A 21,692-nucleotide genomic window follows, 5' to 3' on the forward strand; every position below is an offset into this window, starting at 1 on the left:
TGCGCGCCGTCGTTAGTACCATCAGCGAAGCACGAAAGGCTTGCTGTCGGGACGTTTCGAGCCGTCGTCCACGTTGCGGTCGTTGGCCAACGGGCGCAATTGCACGCCGTCCAGACGGTTCTGGGCGGCGACGATGTCGTTGTAGCGGCCGTCGACATAGGGTGCGATGTCGATCTTGCGGCTCAGTGCGCCGGTCTCCACCAGGCCATCGGCGATTTCCTGGAAGACTTCCGTCAGGCGGCCGTCGATGGGATAGTAGGCGCCGACACCCTCTTCGTCGAGCAATATCTTGCCCTGGGCTGGCGTCAACCCTTGCAGCTTCACATAGCTGGCTTGTATCCAGGCGTCCGCGTGCGTGGCCTGCCAGTTGTAGATCGCCACGGCACGGCGCACGAAGTCGGCGATGGCCGCGGCCTTGGCTGGGTCGGCCAGCGCGGACCGACGCGCGACGATGGGATTCAGGCCCCAGTTGTGTCCTGACCCGTTGGCCAGTATCGGCGGCGAACCTAGGCGGAAATACTGGTGTCCCAGGACGATGGCGGCATCCACGGCACGCGACGAGAACGTCGGTGCGACCTCTGAGCCTGGCACCTGCACGCCCTGCACATCCTTGCGCAGATCCATTCCGTGCCCATGCAGGATGCCCGCCAGGATCATGTGGCGGCCCGTGCCCGCGGGGTAGGCTATTTTCTTGCCGCGCAGATCTTCCACCTTCCTGACCGGGCTGTTCGGTTGAACGACCAGATACGTGTTGGCGGGACTGCCCGGGTTCGCGGTAATGGCGATGGCCACCAGATCCTTGACGCCGGCACCCACTGCGATGGGGATCGGCGCCTCGCCGATATAGCCGACATCGACCGCGCCCGATACCAGGGCCTCAAGCACGGCCGGGCCGCCATTGAACGTGGCGAAGGTGACTTGATACGGGGCGTCCTTGCCCAGGCCGGACAGCTTCCACGCCGCCGACGCTTCGCCGGATTGTTCCGCGACGACCAGCCGCGTTCCCTTCGGCACCGCTGCCGCGAGTCGCTGTGCAAGCGCGGCGTCGTCTCCTTGCGCGGTGCCGCCAACCGTGGCGTTGGCTGGCAGCGTGCTGGCCGACGCCGCTTCCGCCTGCACGGCGCCGCCAGCCGCCACGCTGGCCTGCGCCAGCAGCAGGCCGCAGGCGGCCGCCGCGCAGGCCAGCACGCGCCGTGCGAATGTGCCTGGCTTTACGTGCGCGCTGGAGCCGCGCGCCGCGCGTGGCAGGGGTGGGGTCGGGGCAGGCATTGCAATACTCCTGGAAAGAAATAGCCCCGGGCCGGATGGGATCGATAGCCGGCCAGCAGGGTGGGTCCGATGAAGGTCAGTCCTGCGCGACGCCCAGCTCGTTCAGCAGGCGGGCGCGCAAGACCGGGAAACGGGGATCGGTATGGCGCTGGTGAGAAGGAAGATCGACCCGGGTGTCCAGGGCGATGCGGCCTTCGTGCAGGACCAGGACGCGGTCGGCCAGTTGCAGCGCTTCGTCCACGTCGTGCGTGACCAGCAGCACGGCGGGGCGATGGCGGGCATATAAGTCGCGCAGCAGCCCGTGCATGCGCAACCGGGTCAGCGCGTCCAGGGCACCGAAAGGTTCATCCAGCAGCAGCAATTGCGGCGCGCGGACCAGGGCTCGCGCCAGCGCCACACGCTGCGCTTCGCCCCCGGAGAGGGTACGAGGCCAGGCGCGCAGGCGATGCGACAAGCCGACTTCCTGCAGCGCCGCCAAGGCTCGCTCACGCAGGTCCGCGTTGCGCGGCAGGCCCATCAGTACATTGCGCAGGACCCGATGCCAGGGGAACAGCCGTGCTTCCTGGAACACGATGGCGCGCTGGCTGGGCACCAGGATGTCGCCGGTCACGTCGCCATCCAAGGCACCCAGCACGCGCAGCAGGGTGCTCTTGCCGGAGCCGCTGCGCCCCAGCAGGGCCACGAATTCGGCAGGGCCGATATCGAGTGTCAGGTCGCGCAGCACCGCGTGGGAGCCGAACGTCTTGGTCAAATGGCGTAACCGCACCACCGGAGCGTCAGGCGGGACTGGTGCGGCCGGCGTGGCCGAAGAGATCGGCGCGGTCTCGGAGAAAGTGTGCGTCAAGGCTTCACTCGCCATCATAGGACCGGCGCCACGCCAGCAAACGGGATTCAAGAAAACGCACGGCGGCCAGCGACAGCAGGCCCAGCAGCGCATAAATCGCCAACAGCACGAAGATCACGTCGACCCGGAAGTATTCCCGCGCATCGCTCATCATGCGACCCAGGCCTACGGGCGCATTGATGGTCTCCGCGAAGATGAGGGAAAGCCATGCCCCGGTCAGCGCCAGGCGCAGTCCCACCAGGAAGCCCGGCAGGGCGCCGGGCAGGATCACCGCGGCAATCAACTCCGCGCGTTTGACCCCCAGGCAGCGGGCGGCTTCGATGAGCGTGCTGTCCACGCTGCGTATGGCGCTGTACGTGTTGATGTAGATGCATACGGCCACGTGCAGGGTGATCAGGAGCACCTTGGAAAGATCGTCGATGCCGAACCACGCGATCAGTATCGGCAGCAGCGCGAAGTTGGGCACCGCGCGCAAGATCTCCATATTGGCGTCGACGATGTTCTCGCCGGCGCGCGACAGTCCCGATGACAGGGCCGCCCCCAGGCCGATCGAAATGCCCAGGGCCAGGCCCTTGATCACCAGCAGCAGGGACGCCGTCAGATTGTCGGCAAGTGCGCCGCTGCTGGCCAGGTCCGCGGCCGTGCGCAACACCGTCAACGGCGCCGGGGTAGTACGCGGGTCGAAGACCTCGAAGCTTGTCAGCGCTTGCCAGACGGCGATCAAGGCCAGCGGGCCGAGCAGGCGTTGCAATACGCGCGGTACCAGCGCGGCGTCTGCCGCCCGTGGTGCTTGCGTGCGCGGATCCACCAAAGCAGGTACGGGGGCGGGCGCAACGCTACGCTGCGCCGTCGCGCCCGCGTCCGGCGGCGCTACTCCAGCAGCGCTCCACCGGCCCGCTTCGGAGGCGGCGCCGCCGGCGTTCCGCCTGCCTGCTTCGGCCTCAGCCGTGATGACCGCCGCCATGATCACGCTGCCAGGAAAGGATCGCCGGAGATGGACTCCGAGGGCTTGCCGTCCACGCCCACGGGCACCTCGCCGACCAGTGTGATGCGATGCAGGACCCGTTCGAAATCCAGATGCTCGAAGTCGCGCGGGGCCAGGTGCAGGACGGCACGATTGTCCCAGAAGGCGACGCTGCCCGGCGTCCAGCGGAAGCGGTCGGTGTATTCCGGCTGCTGGATCTGGTCGAACAGGAGATCCAGCAGATAGCGCGATTCGCGCGGCGACACGCCCACGATGTGCTTGGTGAAGCTGGGGTTGACGTAGATCACCCGTTCGCCGGTCAGGGGGTGCACCCGCACGACCGGGTGGATCGAGGCCAGCGGTTTGTTGCGGACCCACTCGCCGATCCGCTCGTCGCTGCGTTCCGCGTTGTAGTTCGAGCCGAAGCGATGCTCGGCCCGCAGGCCGTCGATCAGGCGGCGAATAGGCTCGGATAGCCCCTGGTATGCCGCCGCGACGTTGGTGAACTGGGTGTCGCCGCTATAGGCCGGCACCACCTCGGCCCGCAGGATGGAATATGACGGCGGGTTGATGAGCGGCGTGACGTCGGCGTGCCATGCCGGGCCGTTGGCGCCTTGTTTGCGCGTGTAGCTCTTGCCGTAGCGCTGGTTATAGGCCTGCGGCGACACGGTATGGATTTCGGGATGCCCTTGGGGCGCGACGTCGCCCTCGTAGGGGTGGCCCGGCGTGACATCGCCGAACTGCTTGCCGAAAGCAATCTGCTGCGCGTGCGTAAGGAACTGGTCGCGGAAGTACACCACCTTCCACCTGTTCAATGCCTCGCGGATCGCCTCGACATGTTCTTCGGGCAGCGGATGCCGCAGGTCGACGCCTTGGATCTCGGCGCCGGTCCAGCCGGATTGGGGGAGTACTTCGATACGATTCAGTACAGCGCTCATGCTGGCCTCGCAGTGACGGGGGGAAGGCCACATCATGCGACCACCGCGGTCCTGCCAACAACGACATCGTGCCCATTTGCTAATCCGGCATATGCGCATGATTCCAGGCAATGGCGTGGCGGACTATGGGCGGCGGCACTATGCGTACGGCGCTCAGCTTGGCATCTTCGAGCGTTTTCTTGCGCCCCGTTTCCATCAAAGCGCGGCTCATCTCATCCAGGATCAACGGAGACCAGTGCAGCTTGATCAGTCCTTCGTAGTCGAGGTAGATCAGCAGCGCGCGCGTTGTGGCCGCGAATAGTGTATCGGCATCGGCCACGACGGGAATGCTCACGACGAGAAGATTTCCTCGTCCAGGTCTTCGGCCAGGCGCTTCAACGCCTTCGCCTGCGTCGCGCGCGCGGCGGCTTGCCAACGGATCACGGCGCTGCGCAGCACGCGACGTTGATTGCCGACCTTTTGATGGAGTTCTATGACGCCGGAGTCGATGAGCTTTGCCATGTAGGGTCGGCTAACCCCGGCGAGTTGTGCTGCTTTTTCGGTGCTTAGCACCTGATCGTCCTTGCCAGCCGGCGCTCGTCGCTCCGTAAGTCGCAGTTGAACTACTGCATGGTTCAACACATCGACCAAGTCGCGTCTTATCGCCTCGTCCGCTTCCTTGCTGAGTTTGACGTGGCGCCGAATTACGGAGACGACCGGGCCCGCGTCGAATGACAATTCGAACATAGGCAGGAGACTGGCTGGTTGCGTCAGCGTCGCTGGGTCCTGTCCGAGCGCCCCCGCGCTGTTTCTTTTGCGGGACGGGGGAGATGCAAACTCGAAACTCTCGAAATATTCGAAATATGATGAAATCTTCTGGATATCGGTACGGCGCGACTTGCTCAGGCGAATCGACGAAGCGATTGGTGCCTTTCCCGGCTGATCAGTTCCAGCTGCTGACCTGAACTGAGCCGAACGGGGAACAGTGACGCGCATCCCCGATCCCGATCCGCACACAGCGGCGGTCAATCGCGTCGGTCAGGACGCGCCAGGCCCATATGATCGCGTAGCGTGGTGCCGCGATATTCGGTCCGGAAGATGCCGCGTTTTTGCAGGATGGGTACGACGCCGTCGACAAAGGACTGCAGGCCGTCCGGCAATACGTCGGGCATCAGGTTGAAGCCATCGGCAGCCCCTTCGCGGAACCAGTGTTCGATGTCGTCGGCGATCTGCTCGGGGGTGCCGACTATTACGCGATGGCCGCCGCCGCCCGCCAGTTCTTTGACCAGCTGGCGCGCGGTGTATCCCGTGCGGCGGCTGGCGGCCAGCGTGGCGTGGAAGAAGGTGTGGTTGCCACGCCCACCATTCGGCAGAGGAAGATCCTGCGGCAAGGGCTTGTCGGGATCGATCCGTTCCGGCGGGATGCCCAGCGTTCCCGCCAGGCGGTTCAGGCTGTACTCCCAGGGGATCAGGTCGACCAGTTCGTCTTGCCGCCGCCGCGCCGCGGCTTCGGTGTCGCCGATGATGGTGGTCAGGCCCGGCAATACCCTGATCGCCCGGGGGCCCCGGCCATGGCGTTGCGCCCGTTCGTGCAGGTCGCGCCGATAGGCACGCGCTTCGTCCAGGGAAATGGACGCGGAAAACACCGCCTCCGCATGCCGTGCCGCCAACTCCCGCCCATCGCCCGAGGCACCCGCCTGCACCAGCACGGGATGGCCCTGCGGCGGACGGGGCAGGTTCAATGGCCCCTGCACTTTGAAATGCTTGCCGGCATGCGCGATAGGCCGGATGCGGCTGGTGTCGGCGAAATGGCCGCTGGCCTTGTCGCCCAGGAAGGCGTCGTCGGCCCAGCTGTCCCACAAGTCCTTCACGACCTGGGTGAATTCCTCGCCCCGGCCATAGCGTTCCGCATGTTCAGGCACGTCGTCGCGATTGAAATTGCGGGCAGAGGGCAGATCCGCCGTGGTGACGATATTCCACCCGGCACGGCCACGGCTGGCATGGTCCAACGTGGCGAAGCGCCGCGCGATGTTATAAGGCTCGTTATAGCTGGTGGACGCCGTGCCGATCAGGCCGATGCGCGAGGTGCTGGCGGCCAGAACGGCCAGCAGCACGGTAGGCTCCAGCGCGGTGATCGAGCGGTACTTGATCTGGTCGGCGATGGCCGCATTGTCGGCAAGAAACACGGCGTCCAGCTTGGCCGCTTCGGCGATCCTGGCGATACGCACGTAATGATCGATATCGGCGAAGGCATAAGGATCCGCCTGCGGCACACGCCACGCAGAGGGCAGGAAGCCCGAATGCAGGATGTTGACGTTGAGGATCAGTTCTTGCGGCGGACGATCGGCCAGGGTCATTGGAAACTCCCTGCCGCCGGGTAGTCCAGGCCCAGCAGCCAGCGGCCGACATTGCGCGTCTTGTATTCCGCGGGGTTGTGCAGGGTATGGATGCGCACATTGCGCCAATAGCGATCGAACCCCAGCTTGCGCGTGGCCGACCGAGCCCCCATGACTTCAAACATCTCGCGGGTCACGCGCAGCGCGACACTGCCGGCCAGCACGTTGGCGGAGGCCACGGCCAGGGCCGCCGCGCCGCGCTCATCCGCGGTCAGGCCCTCGCCGCGCGACCACGCATGGTCCAGCGCCAGCGCGGCCCGGTCGGCCAGCAGGGTGGCGGCGCGCGCCTGGCTCCATAGCTCGCCGTATTGGCGCTGTATCCAGGGATCGTCGTCGTGTTTCTGCAAGCCGGAATGAATCCAGGGCCGGGAGTGTTCCAGCGTATAGTCGCGCGCCGTCAGCAGCGCTCCCTGCGCGCTGCCGATGAAAACGTTCAGCAGCACGCTCTGCTGAACCAGCGGTCCCAGCGTCCGGTAAGGCGCGGCCCTGCTCGTGGTGGGCTGGAACGGCGCCGGCGAGCCAAGTATCTCATCGGCCTGCACGCGCACGCCGTGGAAACTGACCCGCCCGCTGCCGGTCTGCGTCTGCCCCAGGCCATCCCAGTCGTGTTCGATGACGACGCCGGCACGATTGGCAGGGATCGCAGCGAAGCGGCGTTCGGTGCCATCCTGGCTTTCCCAGGCGATGGCAAGGCGATCGGCGATATGCGACCCGGAGGTAAAGGGCCGGAAGCCGTCCAGTATGAAGCCATCGCCATCGGGCCGGCCGAACAGGCTCTTGGAAAAGCTGTTGGCCGTATTGCCCCAGAACCAGTTGTTGCGCGCGGATTCGCGCCAGTAATGGCGCGCCCGCTCTGGGTCGCCACGCAGGCCCAGGCCCAGCAGCGCGCTGAAGTGGTAGCCATACAGGTGGCCCAGTGCCCCGTCCGCTTTGGCGAACTCCCGGCCGATGCGCAGCGCGGTCGACCAGGGTTGGCCGTCGCCGCCTAGTTCCTTGGGCAACAGCAGTTTCAGCAGGCCGCTTTCCTTGAGCAAGGCAAGCTGGGCGAGCGGCTGTCCGCCCGCCTTGTCGTTGGCCACCGCGTCCACGGCGAACTGTTCACGCAGGCGTACCGCCTTGGCGTACCAGGGGTTGGTAATATCCAGATCGAAAGCCATTTATCGTCCGTCGTCCCGCTCAGCGGTAGGCGCCCAGAGGGGCATAGGGATGGCGCAGCAACCATGCACCGATGGTGCGTTTCTTGTATTCGGCCGGGTTGTGCAGGGTGTGGGTGCGCACGTTGCGCCAGAAGCGGTCGTAGCCGCGTGCCCGGGTGGCGGAGCGCGCGCCCATCAGTTCGAAAATTTTCTCGGTCACGTCCAGCGCGGTCTCGCCCGCATAAATGTTTGCCGCGGCCAGGTCGATGGACACGCGGCCGCGCGTCTCGGCATCCAGCGCGCGGCCCAGCGCGTAGGCGCGGTCCAGGTGCGCCGCCGCGTCGTCGGCCAGTTCAATGGCAGCCAGCGTCCTGATGAAGAGGTCGCCATAGGAGCGATGAATCCACGGGTCGTCGATGTGACGCGTCACGCCTGAATGAATCCAGGGACGCGACTGCGTGATCGTGTATTCACGAGCCTCGTCCAGGGCACCTTGGGCACTGCCGATGAAGACATTGGCGAGCACGGCTTGCTGTAGCAGGGAGACTATCGATTCAAACGGCGAGAGGGGCGTCGTCCCATCGCCCAGGACTTCGTCGTCGCGCACCCGCACACCGTGGAAGGTGACGGTGCCGCTGCCGGTCTGCGTCTGGCCGATGCCGTCCCAATCGTCTTCAATGACGATGCCCGCGCGAGCCGCCGGGATCAAGGCTGTCCGTCGTGCGCCTGTTGTGTCCTCCCACGCAATCTGGATCACGTCGGCGACATGGCTGCCGGAAGAGAAAGGCCGGAAGCCCTCGATTATCCATCCGCCCGCTACCCGCTCCGCGCTGCTGGTCCTGGACATGGCGTTACCTGAATTGCTCCATAGCCATTGTTCGCGCGCGGCGTGGCTGAACCAACGTTCCTGTTGCTCGTCCGTGCCCCTGGCCAATACCGTGTGCAGAGGCAGGTGCTGGTAACCATAGAGATGAGCCAACGAACCATCGCTGCGGGCCAGTTCGCGCACGACGCGCAAGATTGAAACCCAGGATGATCCATCGCCGCCGTATCGGGGCGCGATGGCGGCTGCGTTCAGCTTCTGCTGTTTCAGTAGCGCTATCTGCGCGACGGGACGGCCGCCGGCCTTGTCCCGTTGGACAGCATCGGCCTGCAGCAGCGGACGCAAGGCGACCGCACGCGCCAGCAAGGCATCGCTGCTGTCGGGCGGGAAGGGGTCGAAGTACGTCGAGGGTTGGGGGGAATCCGGTGGCATGAAAGCTGCTCCTGTCAGGCGGCAACGGCCAGCGCCGGTTGCAGCGTATGGGCCAGGGCTTGCGCAGTGGCGGTGGCACCTGCCACCTGTTCGCCGATGGCGTTCGATTCCCAGTTCACGCCGCGCAGGGGATGACCGACGGCATACAGGCCCGTTGTGTCCACGGTCCTGGAAATGACGGCGCCGGTCTGGCCCACCGCGTCGATGCCGAAGCCGGTGCTGTGCGGCTGCACGTACGCGCGCGCCACCAGTTGGCGCAGCAGCGGGTCGTCGATACGGGTCCAGTCGAAATCGAAACCGTGGGAATTGAACACGCGATCGACCTCGAAGGTGTGCGCATGCGCTTCACGGCGCGGCTGCCAGGTGACGGCGACGCGCCCGCTGGCGGCCCGTGCGATGCGACGGACGCGGCCGGTAAGCTTGCTGTAGCGCTGCGCCTGCAGCAGTGCTTCCAGCCAGGTGGCGGATTCCGGCGCGGCCTTGTGCAGGCTGATCTCCCAGTACGCGCGCAGATGGCGGATGAAACGTTTGCGCTCCGCGTCGCTGGCCTGGTTCCACAGCGCGGGCACATGCGGACGCACCGCACCCGTCAGGCGTTGCCAGTCTTCACCCGCGGCAAGAATGGACGCATGCGCGCCGAGAATCTGGTGCAGCAGGGAGCGCAGGGTTTTGGGCAAGGCCTGCGGGTCAAGAAAGGACGGCCAGGGCGTGACATCCTGGCGGCGAGCGACCAGCAATCCCCGCCGTGAAACGCCATGGAAATGACCGCGGAATCCTTGGGCTTCGGCGCTGAGCATGGCGTCCAGCGCGGACAGTCCGTTGCCGATGATGACGGCGTCCTGGTCTTGCGAAAGGTCATTGGAAGCGGACGCCCAGATGTCGTCCACGACGCGGCCTTCGGCGATGAGTTCGGTATCGATATCGAGGTCGGCGCGCTCCAGCTTCGCGGTAAACAATCCAGTGGCCAACACTACATGGTTGGCCTGCAGGCCGACGCCCGTCGCCAGGCGTACGGTCCAGCGTCCATCGAAGGCGCGTTCCAGGTTGATGGCGCGATCGGCGATGTGGCGGAATTCGATGGCGTTCGGCGCTTGCGCAAGCGTGTTTTCCAGTTCCGCCTGCAGGTAGTCGCCGTAGAGATGGCGCGGCGGAAAGGCATCGGTCCAGGCCACGCCTGCCGGTGGCCGCCAGCCGTCGCGCGCCGCCTGTTCCTGTAACCAGTTGGCCAGATGGTCAGGCTGGTCGGCGTACAGCGTGAAGTTTTTCGCGGGTCCGTTGACCAGGTGCGTGGGCAGTCGCGTGCTGTAAGCGATGCCGCGGCCGATTTCCTTACGGCTCTCCACGATGGTGATACGCAGGGGGACCGGCGTGGCACGAGTCAGCTTGATGGCGGTGACGGTTCCCGCGAAGCCGCCACCGATGATGACGACGTGCTGTGCCTGGGACGTGGACATGTGGCCTCTCGTTGAGTGTGCTTGCGAGACGCCTCGGCGGCGTCGAGGAAATCGATGGTAAGACAGCAAGGCGAGAACCTTCTATACGCATTTCTTTTTATCTAATGCATGTTGCGCAGGTAGCTGTCTGGCCGCCTCGGAGATCCCGGGCGGTGTGCGTTCTCCGAATAAACAAAGTGAAAAGTGATATTGGACGCAGCCTGTGCCGCGTCGCTGCCGTGGCGATTTCCATGGGACGATATCGAGGCGTGCGTTACTACCTCTTTCGCAGGGGTTCCCAAAAATCAGAGAAGAGCGACCATGAACGATCCGCAAGCGCAGCTACATCTAGGCTATTTCCACCTGCCGCTAGGCCGGCATCCAGCCACGTGGCGGCGGGACGAGGCGCGGGGGCATCCGGAGGATCTGGCGTGGGCGGTGGAAGTCGCGCGCAAGGCGGAAGTCGGGCTGTTCGATATGATCTTCCTGGCCGATAACCTGGTGGGGCCCACGCCAGAAGGCAATGGGCGGGGCGGCGGCTTCGAGCCCTTGACCTTGCTGGGGGCGCTGGCAGCCACGACTTCGCATATCGGCCTGGCTGCCACGGTGTCTACCTCGTTCAGCGAGCCGTTCAACCTGGCACGCATGCTGGCATCGCTGGATCATATGAGCGGCGGCCGCATCGCGTGGAACGTGGTGACGTCGCAGCTGGATCGCGCGGCGGAAAACTTCGGCATGGACGCGCTGCCCGAACACGACGAGCGCTACGTGCGCGCGGCGGAGTTCGTCGACGTGGTGAAGGGCTTGTGGGATACGTGGGACGACGGTGCGCTGCGGCTGGACAAGGAAAGCGGCGTCTATGTCGATCTTGCCGGCGTGCGGGAACTGAATCACCGTGGCGCGTACTACGCCGTGCGCGGCCCGCTCAATGTGTCGCGGCCACCGCAGGGGCACCCGGTGATCATCCAGGCCGGCGCTTCGGCAGCGGGTATCGCGCTGGCGGGACGCATTGCCGAGGTGGCGTTCGCCGCGCAGGATACCGTGCAGGACGGGCTGGCGTATCGGGAACAACTGGTGCGCGCGGCATCAGGGCAATGCACGGCAAGCGCAATCCGGACGAGCGGCGCAACGACAAGCGGGGCCGCCTCAGGCCGGGCAGCCCGAATTGCAGGCCCGCTTATTCTGCCCGGCATCATGCCCATCATCGGCCGTACTTCCCGGGAAGCGCGCGACAAGTTCGAGGCCTTGCAGGCACGCACGGACGTCGCGGCGGGCCTGCGGCAATTGTCGGCCCGTTGGGGCTGCGATCTGTCCAGCTACGACCTGGATGGTCCGGTGCCGGATCCCGGGCCGCGGGTGAATGGTGTCAGCCGTGTGCGCATGCTCTTGAACAAGGCCCGGACGGAGAATTACACCCTGCGCGACCTGGCTACGCTGGCCGCCGCGTCGTACGGCCACCGTATCATCGTGGGCTCGCCCCAGGAAATCGCCGATGACCTGGAGCACTGGTTTCGCGCCGGTGCCGCCGATGGCTTCAACCTGATCCCTGCCGGTATGCCCGACAGCCTGTTCGACTTCGTCGACCTGGTGGTGCCGGAGCTGCAGCGGCGCGGACTGTATCGCACGCGCTACGAGGGTACGACCTTGCGCGGGCACCTGGGCCTGTCCAGGCCGCAACGCCAGCCGGCCTGAGCAACCCGGCGCGATGGCTGGCCGGCGCCGCGGCTTATGCCAGACAGCTATATCCTCAGCCGCGCATAATGACCTAACGAATTATTCGTTCGGCCGCGGCGCGGCTGCCCATACGCTGTGAGGTTTCCACATCGAAGGAAACCTCACCATGTCCATACGTTCGCGCCTGGCCCGTCTGCTGCTCCCTTTCCTGGCCACGGCCTGCGCGTTTGCCGCTCCGCTGGCCCACGCCGCCGATGCCGCCAAGCCCCTGAAGGTCGGCGTGCGCGGTGGCGTCGATGAGGAAATCTGGGAGGTGGTCACCAAGGTCGCCAAGCAGAATGGCCTGGACGTGAAGGTGATCGTGGTCAGCGGTAACGCCAGCCCCAACGAAGCCTTGAACAACGGCGACCTGGACGCCAACTCCTTCCAGCACATTCCCTTCCTGCGCGACCAGATCAAGCAACGCGGCTACAAGCTGGCCATCGCCGGCAACACGCTGATCTCACCTATCGCTTTCTACTCGAAGAAATACAAATCGCTGGAGAGCCTGCCCGAGGGCGCACGCGTAGGCATCCCCAACGACCCCAGCAACCAGACCCGTGCACTGGTGATCCTGCGCGATCACGGCTTGATCACGTTGCGTGACGGCTTCGATCCGTTCAATGGGACGGCGTCGCTGGAAGACGTGACTTCCAATCCGCACAAGATCAAGCTCGTGGAAAGTACGTCACTGATCCTGGCCAAGTCGCTGGAAGATGTCGATACGGCGGCGATCGTCAACACCTTCGCCTACCAGGCCGGCCTGATCGCGACGCGCGACGGCATCGCCGTGGAAAAGAAGGAGAACAACCCCTACGTCAACGTCATCGCCGTGCGCGAGCAAGACCGCAATGCACCATGGGTGCCCAAGCTGGTGGCCGCCTACCAATCCGAAACGGTACGCCAGTTCATCCTTAACAAGTACCAGGGCGCGGTGCTGCCGGTGTTCTGACCATGGCCAGGCATCGTTTCGACATCGTCCAGGAAAGCGGCGCGGCGCCGGCGCAGTCTCAGACCCCCTCAGCCCCGCACATCGTCTTCGAGCATCTGGCCAAGACCTACGCGGCGCGCGACCGGCGCGTGGCGGCGCTGGAGGACGTTTCGTTCAGCGTCGAGCGCGGAGAAATCTTCGGCATCATCGGCCGCAGCGGCGCGGGCAAGTCCACGCTGCTGCGTGCCATCAACATGCTGGAGCGGCCCAGCGGCGGGTCGGTGCGCGTGGGTAACGTGGATGTGGGCGCGCTGGACGAGGACGGCCTGGTGGCGTTGCGGCGCCGCGTCGGCATGATCTTCCAGCATTTCAACCTGCTGTCCGCCAAGACGGTGGCGGACAACGTCGGCCTGCCGTTGCGCGTGGCCGGGCTGGGGCGTGCGACCATCGCGCGGCGGGTGGACAAGCTGCTGGACCTCGTGGGCCTGCGCGAGCAGGCCAAGGCCTATCCGGCCCAATTGTCCGGCGGGCAGAAGCAGCGCGTGGGCATCGCCCGCGCACTGGTGCACGAGCCTGAGATCCTGTTGTGCGACGAGCCGACTTCCGCGCTCGATCCGGAAACCACGCATTCGATACTGGGCTTGCTGCGCGACATCAATCGCCAACTTGGGCTGACCGTGGTGCTGATCACGCACGACATGGCCGTGATCCGCGAAATCTGCCATCGGGTCCTGGTGCTGGACCAGGGCCGCGTCGTGGAGCACGGCGATGTGTGGCGCGTGTTTGGCGCGCCGCACGCGGACGCCACGCGGGCGCTGTTGCGGCCGTTGCGCCAGGGGCTGCCGGCCGATATCGCGGCACGGATGGTGTCGGAGCGGGGGACTGGCCCTGCCGATGTCATCCTGGCATTGCGCTATACGGGCAACGGAACCCGAAACGGAACCCGAGGCGAAGCGCGAAATATGCGCCTGGCCGGCACTGGCTTCGCCGCCGCGGCTACGCCAGGCGTGCCGCTGCGCACCCTGGCGGTGCTGGGGCCGCGCGCGCGCTTGTTGCAAGGCGGCGTGGAACGTATCACCGGCCATGCCCAGGGCGAGTTGCTGGTGGCGCTGCCGGCCGAGGACTACGACGAGGCGGCGTTGGCCGCCGCGGACCATGTGGAGGTAATCGGGTATGTCCCCGTCCATGCTTGACCGTTATCTGCAGGCCGCGCTGGAGACCTTGCTCATGGTGGGCACCTGCGCGGTAATCTCCGTGAGCCTGGGGCTGCTGCTGGCGCTGGTGCTGACGGTGACCGCCCCGGGCGGCCTGTATGCGCGCCCCGTGCTGCACAAGGCGCTGTCGGTGGTGGTGAATGTCTTCCGGGCCGTGCCCTTCATCATCCTGCTGGTGGCATTGTTGCCGGTGACGCGCTATATCGTCGGCACGACGCTGGGCACGTGGGCGGCGGTGGTCCCATTGTCTTTCAGCCTGACGCCATACTTCGCGCGCATCGCGCAGGTCAGCCTGAACGAAGTGGATGCGGGACTGATCGAGGCGGCCCGTGCCATGGGCTGCCGGCGCCGCCATATCGTGCGCCATGTCCTCTTGCCGGAAGCACTGCCGGGGATCATCGGCGGTATCACGGTCAGCCTGATAGGCATGATCAACGCGTCGGCCATGGCGGGTGCGGTGGGCGCCGGCGGCCTGGGCGATATGGCGATACGCTATGGCTACGAGCGCTACGAGACGCGGGTGATGTTCGAGGTGATCGTCATCCTGATCGTGCTGGTGACGCTGGTGCAGATGACCGGTGAATGGCTGGCGCGGCGGGCCAATCACCGGAAGTGAAGGATGGCCGGCAACGGCCAGCAATGAAAAAGCCCTCCCTGTACGGGAGGGCTGGTCAGCCGGAGAGTAGCGGCTGCGTCATGCCGGCAGGACCATATTGCCCAATAAACAAACCCTCCGTTTCAGGGGAGGGTTTGTTTGTGAAGCTGGCGCCTTTCGCGCCGCCCGCAGGCAACGGCCCGGGATCCTGCGCTACATGAACTGCCACAGCGCGTAGGTCAGGATCAGCCCCATCACCGACAGGATCGTTTCCATGAACGACCAGCTCTTGATGGTCTGCCCTATCGTCAGCCCGAAGTATTCCTTCACCAGCCAGAACCCGGCGTCGTTGACGTGCGAGAAGAACACGGAGCCGGCGCCGATGGCCAGCACCACCAGCGACAGGTGGCTCTGCGGCATGCCGGCAGCCAGTTTCTCGATGATGCCGGCCGCCGTCACCGTGGCCACGGTGGCCGAGCCGGTCGCCAGGCGGATCAGCACTGCCACGATCCACGCCAGCACCAGTACGGACATGCCGGTGGCCAGGGCGATCTTGGCGATGGCCGCGCCGGCACCGCCGTCCACCAGCGCTTGCTTGAAGCCGCCGCCAGCGCCCACGATCAGCATCACGCCGACCACCGGCATCAGGCTGTTACCCAGCTTCTTCGCCAGCACCGGCACCGTGAAGCCGACGGCGGTGCCGAAGGTGATCATGGCCAGCAGCACGGCGAACAGCAGGGCAAACACCGGATCGCCGACGAAGTCGAAGAAATGGCGCAGCGACGATGCCTTGTCCAGCCAGATGTCCGACGCCGCCTTGGCCAGCATCAGGACGATGGGCGAGAGCAGGGTGATCAGGGTGGCGCCGAAGGAAGGCTGGCGCGTGGCCTTGGGAACGCCTTCCTCGGCGGCCTCGATGGCCTTGTCCGACGCCGTGACCGCATAGGCCGCGCCGGCCGCGCCGACTGGAACCATGCGCGCCGCCAGCTTGCCGAACAGCGGGCCGCCCACGATCACCGTGGGGATGGCGATGAGCAGGCCCAGCCCCAGCGTCAGGCCGACGTCGGCCTTCAGGATGGCGATGGCCGCCAGGGGACCGGGGTGGGGCGGAATGAAGCCGTGCAGCACGGACAGGCCGGCCAGGGCGGGGATGCCCAGGCGCATGGCCGGTCCCTTGGATCGATGTACCGCCAGCATGACCACGGGGATCAGCAGCACCAGGCCGATCTCGAAGAACATGGGAATGCCGATGATGCTGGCCACCAGCGCCATTTTCCAGGGCAGGGTGGCGGGCTTGCCGCGCAACATGCGTTCGACCACGATGTCGGCCCCGCCTGAATCGGCCAGCAGCTTGCCCAGCATGGCTCCCAGCGCGATCAGCACGCCGACATAGCCGAGCACGCCGCCGACGCCGTTTTCATAGGACGTGGTGACTTTCTCCAGCGGGATGCCGGAGCCGACGCCCACGAACAGGGCGCCTATGGTCAGGGCCAGGAACGCGTGCAGTTTCAACCAGACAATGAGCAGGACGAGCAGGGCAATACCGGCCGCCGCGACAACCAGTACCTGGATGTCGTGCGGATTCAGCTCCGTGGTCGGGTTCATGGGGTCTCCTTTTTTCCCGTGTTGGCTTGCAATCCGAGCGTCTTGATGATGTCGTTGGCGATGGCCGAGGGCGATCCGCCGATCTCGATGCGCACCGCCGGTTCGTCCGCCGCGGGTTCTTCCAGCGTGGCGAACTGGCTGTCGAGCAGGCTGGGCGGCATGAAGTGGCCGTGGCGGGTGGCCAGCCGTTCGGCGATCAGTTCATGCGAGCCATGCAGATAGACGAATTTCACGCCATGGCCGCGCCGGTTGATGATTTCGCGGTAGGAGCGCTTCAGCGCAGAGCAGGTGATGATGCCGTTGGAGCCGGCATCGAGGCATTCCTCGACCCAGGTGGCGACGGTTTCCAGCCAGGGCTTGCGGTCCGCGTCAGTGAGCGGATGGCCCGAGCGCATTTTTTCCACGTTGGACTGCGGGTGCAGCGCGTCGCCTTCTTCGAAGAGCCAATCCAGCCGGCCTGCCAAAACGGCTGCGACCGTCGTCTTGCCGCAGCCTGCGACGCCCATGAGCACCAGCACCTCGGGCTGAGTGCGGGGATGATTCATGCTTACCCTCCCATATTCCGTATCTTGTATGCCCAGACAGGGCTGTGCGGACCGGCAGACTGTGCAAAGCCGGTCGTTATGCGTCCGTTGTTTCAGCTTGCCGTCAGCCGCTTCAAGCGGCTTGATGAGAGTGTATCCCTATCCCCTGCGCGGGGCGGTAGCGTCGAGGAATTTGCCGACGTAGATGTCGCGCGCACGTTCCATATGCAATTGGGCCAGTTGGTCCAGGCGGGGGCGGTCGCCGGTGCGCAGGGCATCGACCATGTCGGCGTGTTCGCGGCAGGCCTGTTCCAGGGCGCCGGCGTCGGCCACGCCATAGGCGCGCGCAGGGAAGCTGAGCCAGTCATGCAGGCGGATGGATTCCGCCAGATAGGGGTTGTCGCACAGGCCGTACAGTTCGCGATGGAAGGCCATATTGCTGCGATGGATGGCGATGAGGTCGCCTGAAGCCGCCGCATCCGCATGCACCTGCATGGCCAGGGTCAGGGCCGCCAGGCGTTCCTCTTCCAGCGGCATGGGCATCATGGCGACCGCGGCGCGGTGCAGCACGCTGCGCATGCGATACAGGTCGGCCAGTTCACGCAAGTCGAAACGGCGCAGCTGCGCGCCCAGGTGGGGCGGCTTGACCACGACGCCCAGGCGCTGCAGTTCCACCAACGCGGCACGCACGACGTGGCGCTTGGCCTCGTAGTCGTCCATCAAGTGGTCTTCGATGAGACGCGTGCGCGGCAGGATGCGGCCACGGATGATGTCGGTCTCGATGGCCTCGATTACCGTACGCACCTGGTCAGGGAGATCTGTCTCGAACGGAGCGCGATGCGTGGCCGCGACGGATTTTTGGGACATGATGGACTTGCGGGAAGGGCTGGCGTCGCTCAGGCCGCACCTGTCGGCGAGCAGCGGTGGGGCGCAGTGTAGCACCGGGCCCCGGCTGTCAATCCCCGCGTTATCAATAATCTCATTGGAAAAAATGGCGACAACGTGCTCGTTGCCAAGCCCTGGAGCGGCGCTCAGACTGGCGGCACTTTAAGACCAGGGTGGAGCCATGTCGCAATCTTCCGAATACATCATCAGCACCAATCCGGCCAATGGCGAAGAAGTCGGCCGCGTTCGCGTGACCTCCGTCGCCGAACTGGACGCCTGCGTCGAGCGCGCCTGGCACGCCTTCCATCATTCCGGCTGGAAGGCGCTGCTGCCGCATCGTCGCGCACTGGTGCTCAATGCCATCGCCGACGGCCTTGCCGCTGAAAAGGAAAAGCTGGCCCAGCTGCAGATGCGCGATAACGGCAAGCCGCTGGGCGAATGCCGCGGCATGGTCGAGTCGGCCATCGGCACCTTCCGCTACTACGCAGCGGTGTGCGAGACCATTGAAACGGACGTGACGCCCAGCCGTGGCGACTACCTGTCCTTTACCGTGCTGGAACCCTTCGGCGTGGTGGCGGCCATCACGCCGTGGAACTCGCCCATCATGAATGACGCCACCAAGGTGGCGCCGGCGCTGGCGGCGGGCAATGCGGTGCTGCTCAAGCCGTCCGAGGATTCGCCGCTGCTGGGACCGGAACTGGCGCGCATCGCGTTGGCCGCCGGCCTGCCCGAAAACCTGCTGCAAGTGGTGCAGGGCCGCGGCGCGGAGATCGGCGCCGCCCTGGTTGCCCATCCCGGCGTGCGCATGATTTCCTTCACCGGCGGCACGGTGTCGGGCAGCGCCATCGGCCGCGTGGCGGGCGAACGGCTGGTGCCGGCCGCCCTGGAACTGGGCGGCAAGTCGCCGCACGTCGTGTTCGCCGATGCCGACATGGATCATGCGGTGGCCGCGGTGGTGGCGGGTATCTTCGGTTCGGCGGGACAGTCTTGCGTGGCCGGATCGCGCTTGTTCGTGCAGGCCGAGCGCTACGACGAGGTGGTCGAGCGGGTGGTGGCGCGCGCCAAGGGCTTGCGGGTTGCCTTGCCCGATGCCGAGGGCGTGGAGATGGGTCCGTTGGCGTCCTTCCACCATCGCGAACGGGTGATCCGCTTCGTCGAACGCGCGCGCCAGGAAGGTGGCCGCATTCTTTGCGGCGGCGGCATCCCGCAGGGCGCCGACTTCGACAAGGGCGCGTTCTTCGAACCGACCGTGATAGACGGCCTGGGCCCGCAGGCCGCGTCCTGCCAGGAAGAAGCGTTCGGCCCCGTGCTGGTGGCACTGCCCTTCAAGGACGAGGCGGATCTGATCGCGCAGGCCAACGGCACGGCCTTCGGCCTGGCTTGCGGCATCTGGACCGAAAGCTTCAAGCGCGCTTGGCGTATCGGCCGCGCGCTGGAGGCAGGGTCGGTGTGGATCAACACCTACAAGCAGTCGGTCACCAGCACGCCGTTCGGCGGCTTCAAGAACAGCGGCATCGGCCGCGAGAAGGGCATCGACGGCCTGCGCCTGTATGCCCAGGTGAAGAGCATGTACTTCGGCCTGCACGAGCAGCCGTTGGCCGTGGCGAAGTAAGCGGGTGCGGCGCGCGGACGCGCTGCCCCGTCTGCCCTCGCATGACGCATGAAGCATGCGGCATGAATCAAGACAGGTCCCGCCTTAAGGGACCGTGCCGGGCCACCGCTGCGGCCCGGCACCTACAAAACATAATGATCCGCAAAGGAGAAGGTAAGGAATCATGAGTGCCACGACCGACACCGTCCCCGGCATCGCCGAGGACAGTCCCGCCCTGAAATCGGCGGTACGCAAATTCTATGTACGCATGCTGCCGCTGGTGGTCATCATGCTGCTTGTCAACCAGGTGGACCGCACCAACCTGGGCTTCATCCAGGACGCCCTGAAGGCCGACCTGGGCCTGGGCGCCGCCGCCTTCGGACTGGGCGCCGGCCTGTTCTTCGTCGGCTACGCCCTGTTCGAAGTGCCCAGCAACATTCTGCTGCAACGCTACGGCGCGCGCATCTGGCTGACCCGCATCATGGTCACCTGGGGCCTGGTCACGCTGCTGATGGCCTTTACGCAAGGCGAATACAGCTTCTACTTCCTGCGCTTCATGCTGGGCCTGATGGAAGCCGGCTTCTTTCCCGGCGTCATCTTCTACCTGGCCAGCTGGCTGCCCGACGCCCATCGGGGCCGTGCGGTGGCGATCTTCCTCAGCGCATCGGCCCTGGCCTATATCGTCACCGGCCCCATCAGCGGCGCGCTGCTGACCATGCACGGCATGGCGGGCATCGCCGGCTGGCGCTGGATGTTCCTGATCGAAGGCGGCGGTTCCATGTTGATGGGCCTGGTCAGCATCCGCTACCTGGTGTCGAACATCGCGGACGCCAAATGGCTGAGCGCCGAGGAAAAGCACGAATTGCAGGCCGCCGTGACGCGCGACGTCGCCGGCCGCAAGACAGCGCAAGGCCATAAGCCGCAATGGCGCCTGCTGTTGCAACGGCCGGTGTTGACGCTGTGCGGCATCTATTTCGTGTCGGTGATGACGGGCTATACGGTGACCTTCTGGCTGCCGGGCATCCTGCGCCAGATCAAGGACATCAATGACTTCCAGGTGGGACTGCTGTCATCCATCCCGTGGATAGGCGCGGTGATCGCCATGTATGTGCTGGCCAAGTTCACCGATGACAAAGGCCACCGCAAGGTGCTGGTCGGCGCCGCGCTGCTGCTGCAGGCGGTGGGCATGGCCCTGGCCACGACCGGCAGCCCGTGGTTCGCGCTGTTCGCGTTGACGCTGGCGGCAATCGGCTACAAGTCCTGCAACTCGGTCTTCTGGTCCATGACGGCGATGTCGCTGGAACCCAAGATCCTGGCATCGGGTATCGCGCTGATCAACTCGATCGGCAATCTGGGTGGTTTCGTCGCGCCGACCGCGGTTGGCGCCATCAAGCAGCACACGGGGTCGCTGCAGGCCGGCCTGTTGGGCCTGACCGCCTGCTCCCTGATCGGCATCGTCCTGGTGGTGTCGCTGCGACTGCGCAAGGGCATCTGATTTTTTCGAAGAGGTAAAGCATGAACGACAAGCAAAGCGTTGCCGTCTACGGCTTGGGCAATATGGGCTACCTGGTGGCGCAGCGTATCGCCGCGCGCTTTCCGGTAAAGGTCGCCGACCTGAACACCGCCCAGGTGGAACGGGCGCAGGCCGAATTCGGTGCTGTCGCGCTGCGCCATCCGCAGGATGCGGCCGATGTCGATATCGTCGTCCTGTCGCTGCCCAGCCCGGCCATCTCGCAGGCCATCCTGCGCGACCTGGGCCCCGTGCTGCGTAAGGGCAGCATCGTGGTGGAGACCAGCACCGTCAATCCGGACGATATGCATGCCAGCGCCAAGCTGCTGGCGCCTTATGGCATCGGCATCATCGACGCGTCGGTGATGGCTGGGGTGGCGCAGATGGCGGCCGGCAAGGCCATGCTGCTGATGGGCGGCGACCCCGCCCACATCACGGCCTGCCAGGAAGTGCTGGACGCCATCGCGCCCAAGCAGATCTATTTCGGCGGCACGGGGACCGGCGCGGCCGCCAAGGTGATCAACAATGCGGTGGCGCATGCCGTGATGGTGGTCGTGGCGGAAGCCGGTGCCATGGCCACGGCCACCGGCGTCAGCTGCGACAAGCTGATCGGCCTGTTGTCGGATCCGCAGATGGGGCTGCATCGCCCCCTGACGCACCGCTATGCCGAACGCATCGTCAACGGTGACTACAGCGGCGGCATGCCGCTGGACGCGGCGCGCAAGGATTCGGTGCTGGCGCTGCAACTGGCGCAGGCGGCCGGGGTGCCGCTGTTCGCCATCCAGGGTTCGCACAGCGTGTACGAAATGGCCGCCGTGGCCGGCTATGGCCGCGACGACTACGCCGCCATCGCCAAGCTGTGGGCGGACTGGGGCAAGCCCACCGTGCCGGCCGCCAAGGGCTGAGCGGG

Annotated in this window: 20 protein-coding genes; 7 read left to right on the forward strand and 13 right to left on the reverse strand. The window is 65.7% G+C overall.

The window, feature by feature from the left end:
* Positions 1 to 21 precede the first annotated feature (21 nt).
* The 10 genes from CEY05_RS29425 to CEY05_RS29470 all read right to left on the reverse strand — a co-directional run bounded on the left by CEY05_RS29425 (position 22) and on the right by CEY05_RS29470 (position 10,235).
* Positions 22 to 1,269, reverse strand: coding sequence for a PhnD/SsuA/transferrin family substrate-binding protein (locus CEY05_RS29425; RefSeq protein ID WP_088600837.1), 1,248 nt, complete (start codon positions 1,267 to 1,269; stop codon positions 22 to 24).
* Positions 1,270 to 1,345: 76 nt separating this feature from the next.
* Positions 1,346 to 2,131 (reverse strand): ABC transporter ATP-binding protein, encoded by a 786-nt coding sequence (locus CEY05_RS29430; RefSeq protein WP_233161770.1) that lies wholly within the window; start codon positions 2,129 to 2,131, stop codon positions 1,346 to 1,348.
* Positions 2,118 to 3,077, reverse strand: coding sequence for an ABC transporter permease (locus CEY05_RS29435; RefSeq protein WP_088600838.1), 960 nt, complete (start codon positions 3,075 to 3,077; stop codon positions 2,118 to 2,120). The genes CEY05_RS29430 and CEY05_RS29435 overlap by 14 nt, the downstream gene beginning before the upstream one ends.
* A 2-nt stretch (positions 3,078 to 3,079) precedes the next feature.
* Entirely contained in the window at positions 3,080 to 4,015 is a 936-nt protein-coding gene (locus CEY05_RS29440; RefSeq protein WP_198952947.1) for a TauD/TfdA family dioxygenase, read from the reverse strand.
* 79 nt (positions 4,016 to 4,094) lie between these two features.
* Entirely contained in the window at positions 4,095 to 4,349 is a 255-nt protein-coding gene (locus tag CEY05_RS29445) for a hypothetical protein (RefSeq protein WP_233161771.1), read from the reverse strand.
* Positions 4,346 to 4,990, reverse strand: coding sequence for a helix-turn-helix domain-containing protein (locus tag CEY05_RS31900; protein WP_233161772.1), 645 nt, complete (start codon positions 4,988 to 4,990; stop codon positions 4,346 to 4,348). The genes CEY05_RS29445 and CEY05_RS31900 overlap by 4 nt, the downstream gene beginning before the upstream one ends.
* Before the next feature lie 29 nt (positions 4,991 to 5,019).
* Complete coding sequence (locus CEY05_RS29455) at positions 5,020 to 6,351, reverse strand: LLM class flavin-dependent oxidoreductase (protein ID WP_088600840.1); 1,332 nt, start codon at positions 6,349 to 6,351, stop codon at positions 5,020 to 5,022.
* Positions 6,348 to 7,547: an acyl-CoA dehydrogenase family protein gene (locus tag CEY05_RS29460; protein WP_088600841.1), complete on the reverse strand. Its 1,200-nt coding sequence runs from the start codon at positions 7,545 to 7,547 to the stop codon at positions 6,348 to 6,350. The genes CEY05_RS29455 and CEY05_RS29460 overlap by 4 nt, the downstream gene beginning before the upstream one ends.
* A gap of 19 nt (positions 7,548 to 7,566) precedes the next feature.
* Positions 7,567 to 8,781: an acyl-CoA dehydrogenase family protein gene (locus CEY05_RS29465; protein ID WP_088600842.1), complete on the reverse strand. Its 1,215-nt coding sequence runs from the start codon at positions 8,779 to 8,781 to the stop codon at positions 7,567 to 7,569.
* Positions 8,782 to 8,795: 14 nt separating this feature from the next.
* Positions 8,796 to 10,235, reverse strand: a complete 1,440-nt coding sequence (locus CEY05_RS29470; protein ID WP_088600843.1) for an FAD/NAD(P)-binding protein — start codon at positions 10,233 to 10,235, stop codon at positions 8,796 to 8,798.
* A gap of 300 nt (positions 10,236 to 10,535) precedes the next feature.
* Here CEY05_RS29470 and CEY05_RS29475 point away from each other — a divergent pair, with 300 nt between their 5' ends.
* From CEY05_RS29475 to CEY05_RS29490, 4 genes are all read left to right on the forward strand, one after another.
* The gene (locus CEY05_RS29475) at positions 10,536 to 11,906 is read left to right on the forward strand and encodes an LLM class flavin-dependent oxidoreductase (protein ID WP_088600844.1); all 1,371 of its coding nucleotides are present in this window, start codon (positions 10,536 to 10,538) and stop codon (positions 11,904 to 11,906) included.
* A 148-nt stretch (positions 11,907 to 12,054) separates the two neighbouring features.
* Positions 12,055 to 12,879, forward strand: a complete 825-nt coding sequence (locus CEY05_RS29480) for a MetQ/NlpA family ABC transporter substrate-binding protein (protein ID WP_088600845.1) — start codon at positions 12,055 to 12,057, stop codon at positions 12,877 to 12,879.
* Positions 12,880 to 12,881: 2 nt separating this feature from the next.
* A complete protein-coding gene (locus tag CEY05_RS29485) occupies positions 12,882 to 14,051 on the forward strand; it encodes a methionine ABC transporter ATP-binding protein (RefSeq protein ID WP_088600846.1) in 1,170 nt (389 codons plus the stop codon).
* Positions 14,032 to 14,688 (forward strand): methionine ABC transporter permease, encoded by a 657-nt coding sequence (locus CEY05_RS29490; RefSeq protein WP_088600847.1) that lies wholly within the window; start codon positions 14,032 to 14,034, stop codon positions 14,686 to 14,688. The genes CEY05_RS29485 and CEY05_RS29490 overlap by 20 nt, the downstream gene beginning before the upstream one ends.
* Before the next feature lie 192 nt (positions 14,689 to 14,880).
* On the opposite strand, the gene CEY05_RS29495 is transcribed toward CEY05_RS29490, so the two are convergent.
* From CEY05_RS29495 to CEY05_RS29505, 3 genes are all read right to left on the reverse strand, one after another.
* Positions 14,881 to 16,272 carry a gluconate:H+ symporter gene (locus tag CEY05_RS29495; RefSeq protein ID WP_088600848.1) on the reverse strand — a complete coding sequence of 464 codons (1,392 nt, stop codon included), beginning with the start codon at positions 16,270 to 16,272 and terminating at the stop codon, positions 14,881 to 14,883.
* On the reverse strand, positions 16,269 to 16,817 hold the full coding sequence (locus tag CEY05_RS29500; RefSeq protein WP_088600849.1) for a gluconokinase: 549 nt from the start codon (positions 16,815 to 16,817) through the stop codon (positions 16,269 to 16,271). Before CEY05_RS29500 ends, CEY05_RS29495 begins: the two co-directional genes overlap by 4 nt.
* A gap of 138 nt (positions 16,818 to 16,955) precedes the next feature.
* Positions 16,956 to 17,663: a GntR family transcriptional regulator gene (locus CEY05_RS29505; RefSeq protein ID WP_088600850.1), complete on the reverse strand. Its 708-nt coding sequence runs from the start codon at positions 17,661 to 17,663 to the stop codon at positions 16,956 to 16,958.
* A gap of 199 nt (positions 17,664 to 17,862) precedes the next feature.
* Between CEY05_RS29505 and CEY05_RS29510 the strand changes: the two genes are divergently transcribed.
* The 3 genes from CEY05_RS29510 to CEY05_RS29520 all read left to right on the forward strand — a co-directional run bounded on the left by CEY05_RS29510 (position 17,863) and on the right by CEY05_RS29520 (position 21,687).
* Entirely contained in the window at positions 17,863 to 19,293 is a 1,431-nt protein-coding gene (locus CEY05_RS29510; RefSeq protein ID WP_088600851.1) for an aldehyde dehydrogenase, read from the forward strand.
* A gap of 163 nt (positions 19,294 to 19,456) precedes the next feature.
* Positions 19,457 to 20,767 carry an MFS transporter gene (locus tag CEY05_RS29515; protein ID WP_088600852.1) on the forward strand — a complete coding sequence of 437 codons (1,311 nt, stop codon included), beginning with the start codon at positions 19,457 to 19,459 and terminating at the stop codon, positions 20,765 to 20,767.
* Positions 20,768 to 20,787: 20 nt separating this feature from the next.
* Positions 20,788 to 21,687: an NAD(P)-dependent oxidoreductase gene (locus tag CEY05_RS29520; protein WP_088600853.1), complete on the forward strand. Its 900-nt coding sequence runs from the start codon at positions 20,788 to 20,790 to the stop codon at positions 21,685 to 21,687.
* Positions 21,688 to 21,692: the final 5 nt, after the last annotated feature.

Source organism: Achromobacter sp. HZ34 (assembly GCF_002209485.1).
GTDB lineage: Bacteria > Pseudomonadota > Gammaproteobacteria > Burkholderiales > Burkholderiaceae_B > Bordetella_C.